The organism is Escherichia sp. E4736, assembly GCF_005781225.1.
Lineage (GTDB): Bacteria > Pseudomonadota > Gammaproteobacteria > Enterobacterales > Enterobacteriaceae > Escherichia.
The window spans coordinates 1-5,181 of the sequence record NZ_VATT01000023.1; the positions used below are offsets into that span (position 1 = coordinate 1).

The 5,181-nt window shown below is 49.5% G+C and carries 6 protein-coding genes and 1 pseudogene; all 7 read right to left on the reverse strand.

What is annotated here, in order from left to right; translation table 11 throughout:
• A partial coding sequence (locus tag FEK46_RS15835) for a phage DNA ejection protein (protein ID WP_138194702.1) occupies nt 1-1,384 on the reverse strand: 1,384 nt, incomplete at its 3' end.
• Nucleotides 1,385-1,396: 12 nt separating this feature from the next.
• Nucleotides 1,397-2,050 carry a DNA transfer protein gene (locus tag FEK46_RS15840; protein ID WP_135490996.1) on the reverse strand — a complete coding sequence of 218 codons (654 nt, stop codon included), beginning with the start codon at nt 2,048-2,050 and terminating at the stop codon, nt 1,397-1,399.
• Complete coding sequence (locus FEK46_RS15845; protein WP_135490997.1) at nt 2,028-2,504, reverse strand: DUF2824 family protein; 477 nt, start codon at nt 2,502-2,504, stop codon at nt 2,028-2,030. Before FEK46_RS15845 ends, FEK46_RS15840 begins: the two co-directional genes overlap by 23 nt.
• Nucleotides 2,504-3,205 carry a phage tail protein gene (locus FEK46_RS15850; RefSeq protein ID WP_135560394.1) on the reverse strand — a complete coding sequence of 234 codons (702 nt, stop codon included), beginning with the start codon at nt 3,203-3,205 and terminating at the stop codon, nt 2,504-2,506. The genes FEK46_RS15845 and FEK46_RS15850 overlap by 1 nt, the downstream gene beginning before the upstream one ends.
• Nucleotides 3,205-4,623 carry a packaged DNA stabilization protein gp10 gene (locus FEK46_RS15855; protein WP_135560393.1) on the reverse strand — a complete coding sequence of 473 codons (1,419 nt, stop codon included), beginning with the start codon at nt 4,621-4,623 and terminating at the stop codon, nt 3,205-3,207. Before FEK46_RS15855 ends, FEK46_RS15850 begins: the two co-directional genes overlap by 1 nt.
• Nucleotides 4,624-5,124 (reverse strand): packaged DNA stabilization gp4 family protein, encoded by a 501-nt coding sequence (locus tag FEK46_RS15860; protein ID WP_135560392.1) that lies wholly within the window; start codon nt 5,122-5,124, stop codon nt 4,624-4,626.
• Nucleotides 5,102-5,181 (reverse strand): annotated as a pseudogene (locus FEK46_RS23750) (hypothetical protein); the annotation flags it as partial. The gene FEK46_RS15860 and the pseudogene FEK46_RS23750, both read right to left, overlap by 23 nt.

A 5,181-nucleotide genomic window follows, 5' to 3' on the forward strand; every position in this document is an offset into this window, starting at 1 on the left:
ATAGTGAAGAAAAGTTACTGCTGGCTGCAGGCTGTGATACCTGTGCAGGTTGAGATTGCTGCCGCTGAGATTTACCAACATTAACGTTATATTGTTGGTTGTAATTGTTGGTGTATTCCTGAATCTCACGAATCGACTGCTGCATAGCCTCCGGGCTTGAGTAGTCAACCTGCGGCATCCCCTGAAAATACATCTTCGCTTCTGCAACGGTGTTAATACCACTGGCGCCCATGTCCCTTGCTGCCGCCACGCCCTGATTCTGCATTCTTCCCTGAATACGTTGTGCTGAGTTATATAACTGACGCTGCTCTTTTCCTGTTAATCGGCTGCGAACATCAGCACCAATTGCCGGGTTACCTGCACCGCCGGTCATTCCTGTCATAAAATCGAGAGCAGAAGCGTCTGCATTTGCGATCGCGTCGATATCCTTCTTCATGGCATAGTTTTGTGCTGATGCAGACGATGTTGCAGGCGCTGCGATTGAACTGGCAGGAACGCGAACCATATTCCCCTCGTTGTCGATGCCTTCGTAGAACGCATTAGCCCCTGCGCCGTGAAGCTTCCCGCCTACCGTTACAGTTCTGCCATCTGATAACTGAACTGTACGCTCATCATTCCCAGCGGTTCCTCTTGTTGACGCTCGCTGCATTGCCAAATCCTGACCGCGTCGCGCAGTAGACGCAGATAAGTCCTGACCGCGCATAGTGATGTTCTGACCACGAGCAGTTAGTGCTTCGCCAGCCTGATTGCTGCGGATTGCCTCTGCAAGTTTTCCACGGTCAATCTCACGACCAACGATTCTGTCTTGTGCCTGAAAATATTGTTCTGGTCCAAGTGCAGCCATTCCAAGGTGATCAACAAACTCTGTGAAACCTTGTGGATTTTGCTGATACATTTTCGCCACATCCAGAGGGTCTACTCCGGCGCGAGAAAGCTCAGATGCGTTGTTCTGCAGCCATGACATCATGGCTTCTGGAGATGAACCTGCGAGTCTGGCACTTGCTGCCAGTGTACCGACAGTAGTACGCTGGTCTTCATCGACAAATTTCATGCCGTTTCTTACAACGTCGAACTGCTCAGGATACTGTGATGCCAGTTTTCGCATGGCATCGCGGTCACCAGATGTATATGCATCAGCATAAGCCTGCTGAAACTCTTGCTGTCGCTTCTGCTGATCCATCTGCTTATACATATCCATGACAGATGAAATGCCCTGCAAAGCCCGCAAGCCAACGTTATTACGTCCTGAACGCTCCATCTCGTTATTCTGTCGAATGTATGCAAGCGTGGCGTCTGCATCACTTGCTCCTGGAGCGTTGGAGTTCATGCCGCCCAACCCGGCAAGAAGAGCGCCTGAATTACCAACCTGTTGCCATGTAGCCAAGAGACACCTCCATTAAAACAGTGAACCAAGAAGTCCTACGCCAGCACCAATTGCTGTCCCCCAACCAGGCATGATTGCAGTACCTGCAGCTGCACCTGCCGCCGCTCCACCAAGGGCGCTCTGAAATCCTGATGGTTTATTTGCATTAGCCGCAGATGCTGCCGCCTGCTGTTGATACAATTGACTGACGTTGTTGGCATAGTTCTGTCCGGCGTTTGCCTGACCTGTAAGAGCACCAAGGCCAATGTTTGCCAGATTGTTGTAGTTGTTCATCTGACCTGACAGCCAGTTTTGACCGAGTGTAGGTGCGATTGCTGCCAACTGGTTTCCGGTTGCCGTAGAGCCTAATCCACCCGTTGCCTCTGCTGCTGCCAGGCTCTGGTAACGCGCCTGACCTGCCAGGTCTTTGTACTGCTGGGAGTTGTAATACTGGTTAAGTGCCTGCCCTTGCCCCTGAAGTGAGGAAAGATTCTGCAACTGTGATACATACTGCTGAGCGAGTGGCGTGAACGGTGCAAGGTTTTGCATGTTCGTTTGCCACATTTCGCGCTGTAGATCGATACCTTTTTCCGTTGCGCGTGCACTCGCTTTTGCTCCACTATCACTGCCACCTTTGCAGTAAACAGCTTTGGTGAGGTACTTATTAGCAATCTGAAAAATTAACATCCGTTAGTTCCTCATATTTTGAGCGCGGTAACTGATAAATCGTGATGCCTACAGGATTTCCATTACTGGTGTATGCATCATCAAGGTGACCAACACGGGTAGCACCGAGCAAACGGATGATTGCCCGCCCGTATTTTGTGGTATCAGGAACCATGGTGATGCTGTTGAGGAATGGTGAGTTTTCGAGAAGCCATTTGCAGAATAATCGGTGCCCTTGTAGTGCATATTCTCCACGGAATCCGGGGTCGTACACCGCATGGCATTCCACAACGCTATGCCAGAAGTTACGCACTTCATGAACACCAGCCAGCACTAATCCTTCGTAGATACCGAGATATACAGCATCAGGCTTGATGTAGTATTTATCTCCACTGTCTACGATATTTCCCGTGTTTTCTGGATTGTTGAGGAATTCTGCAAGCTTCACCGGATTATCGATGAGCTTTATTTCCATTAGTTTATTAAACCATGTGTTCGCAGTGCTTTTTCAAGGGCAAGTATTCGTTGTCTAGCCTGAATCAAACCAGTGGCTATATCATCTACTTCTGCCCGAACGTAGGTTGTTGAAAGAGGATACGGTTGATTTGCAGTAAACGCGCTTGTTAGCGGGGTTCCTGTGCCGGCAGTCCAACCGTTTTGCCTTGCACCGACCACCTTTACCCCTCCAACTGAGTATGATGTTGTCACATTGAGAGGCGATGATAGTGATTGTTGACTTACTTCAGTCTTGGAAACGTAGTCCAAACTGAGATTACCAACATCGTTTTCAACAGATGTCACTCTTCCATCAAGAGATGAAATTTCAGATTGAATGTTGAGAACTTCACCTTCAACTGTGGTTATTCTCACTCCTAAATCAGCAATTGCCGCTGTATTTCCGGTAATTCTTACTTCATGACCATCAACTTCAATGCGCAGTTGTTTAATTCGTAGTTCATGGTCTGCAAGTTCATCGTCCTGCTGTTCATTCCTGACCTGCGCTTCATAAGCTCCATGACCTGCTTCGTTAGCTTTGTTTGCTACGTTACCAACGTCTGTACCCTGTGCGATAACATACAGCAGGTATGACTGAGAGAAGATGTCGCGCGGAAGAATTGACGTGTCGAGCCGCGTCGCCTGCACAATAACAGGGGTGTTGAGATTTGAATCAGCCATTACTCAATCCTTACCTGGCAACCAGACAAAGTGACAGGTGACTTAGTGATAACTCGCAGTTTGAAGCCAATATTTTTCCTGACGCGCCCTACTCGTTTCCACAAAACGCGTTTGTCGTAAACGAACGGTTCATTCTGCTCAATCATCTGCTCACGCCCGTAATTGATGCCGTCAGTTGTAGCAGAGAGGAACAGGCGGTCAGCGTACTGCGCAACGCCAGTTGACGATTCAACCTCAAGGTCGAACACTCTGGCGTTATCCGCTTTGAAGAGTGGAGTAAACAGCAGGTGTTCCTGTTGAAGCCCATACTGGCTGCTGATGTCGAATTGCAATTTTCCGGTAACAGATTCCAGCTTATCGCCGCACGTTATCTGATTACCTTCGTAAATGAAGTCGATAGCGCGGTACACATCGTCATACAAGCCAGTTTTCAACACACACCATTGCGGACCATTGGCGCTTGAAGATGCGTCGTACACGAGAACATGGCGCGGAAGGTGGATAATCAGCAACTCATGAGCATCAAAGCGCAACGATTCCATCACGCCATCAGCCAGTTCATCAGCAGTGTAGGAGCGGAGGATTTTCTCAATGCTCGCGCTGGCGATTGGTGACACCTGACCGGATCCGATGATGTAAACAGACGGCGCACCTGTTGCCGGATTGCTGATGAACGCATACGAATCAGCAAACGGCGTTTTGCAGTAGGTTCCGGCGATTCCTTTCTGCACCATCAACGATGGCTGGGCGACATACAAAGCGGCACCAACAGTGGTTGCGCCCGTCAGGGAGAAATATTCAATCGTCGATGAGCCAAAGCAGACGATGAAGTCTCGCCATGTTCCGATGCCGATGATGCCGTCAGGCTGCGACTCGGCACGATATTGTGCGCTGTATCGGTCAGGATGTGATTCGTCTTCAAGGTCAGTGATAAACCATGAATCAGTGCCGTCTTTTGACCACGCATAACGCCCACGTAAGCGTGTAATGTCGCGGACTGAGCCTAACTCATACTGCGTGAATCCGCTGTCTGTAGGCCAGTTTGAGACGGTTTTAACCGTGCCATCATAGCGAGACTCGACCAGTTGACCATTAACGCCTACAGCCTGAGATGTTCGACCATGCGCCATTGATACACGACCACTTCCGACAACATCGCCGACTTCACTTTCGCCCTTATACAACTTGCCACCACACACGCGATAAACAGCATTCTGCGCCATGTTGTACTCGACGCCGCGAGATACACCGTTCACATCAGAGCGTTTGGCAATGCCAGGGAATGAGCGAAGATATCCGCTGCTGTTGAGGATTTCTTTGGGTGTAGCCAGCATATTCACTGGCAAATAGTCGATATAGTCAGCGTTTCGAAAGTCTTTGCCGACACCTTTCATAAGCGGAAGTTGCTGAATCGGCATTTATTCGCTCCCGTTATCGCAAGGTTCCTTCCGGTGGAAGTAATTCCAACCGTTCCACGTCGCTAACTGGTTACCACTGCCAACAGGCATACGGTTTGGATAACCTGACTTACATTTAGCGGCTTTTGCTCTGTCCATTGCAGACAGTTTGACGAGTCGCTCTTTCCCGTATCTGGCAGTGGTTATAAGTTTTGCTGACGCTTCCAGCGCATAATCCGGAGCAATGCGGCAGGCAAGGTTGAAAATGACGGCATTGATAGCGTTATTTGATAAACCGTGCTCATCGCCCGGATCCGGAGCGACATCTGCATCAGCAAAAATGTAGCCAACGTTGGTCCCAGGTGACGCATCACCGCCAAGCCATTCAGCCATCATCATTTCAAGGTCGTTGACGCCGTCTTCCATAGACTGCGGTTCGACATCAGTTAACGTGGCATTTGATGCCACACCGAGCTTACGTAATGCCGCAAGGACTAAATCACCCTTCGTTGTCAGGTTCATCTGCTGCCGCCTTAGGTTTTCGACCAGGCTTTTTATGCTGTTTTTCTTCTGGCTCTG

Excerpts from the sequence above, each read along its gene's own strand:
- FEK46_RS15855 (WP_135560393.1), bottom strand. The coding sequence starts at position 4,623 with ATGCCGATTCAGCAACTTCCGCTTATGAAAGGTGTCGGCAAAGACTTT.
- FEK46_RS15850 (WP_135560394.1), bottom strand. The coding sequence starts at position 3,205 with ATGGCTGATTCAAATCTCAACACCCCTGTTATTGTGCAGGCGACGCGG.
- FEK46_RS15845 (WP_135490997.1), bottom strand. The coding sequence starts at position 2,504 with ATGGAAATAAAGCTCATCGATAATCCGGTGAAGCTTGCAGAATTCCTC.
- FEK46_RS15860 (WP_135560392.1), bottom strand. The coding sequence starts at position 5,124 with ATGAACCTGACAACGAAGGGTGATTTAGTCCTTGCGGCATTACGTAAG.
- FEK46_RS15840 (WP_135490996.1), bottom strand. The coding sequence starts at position 2,050 with ATGTTAATTTTTCAGATTGCTAATAAGTACCTCACCAAAGCTGTTTAC.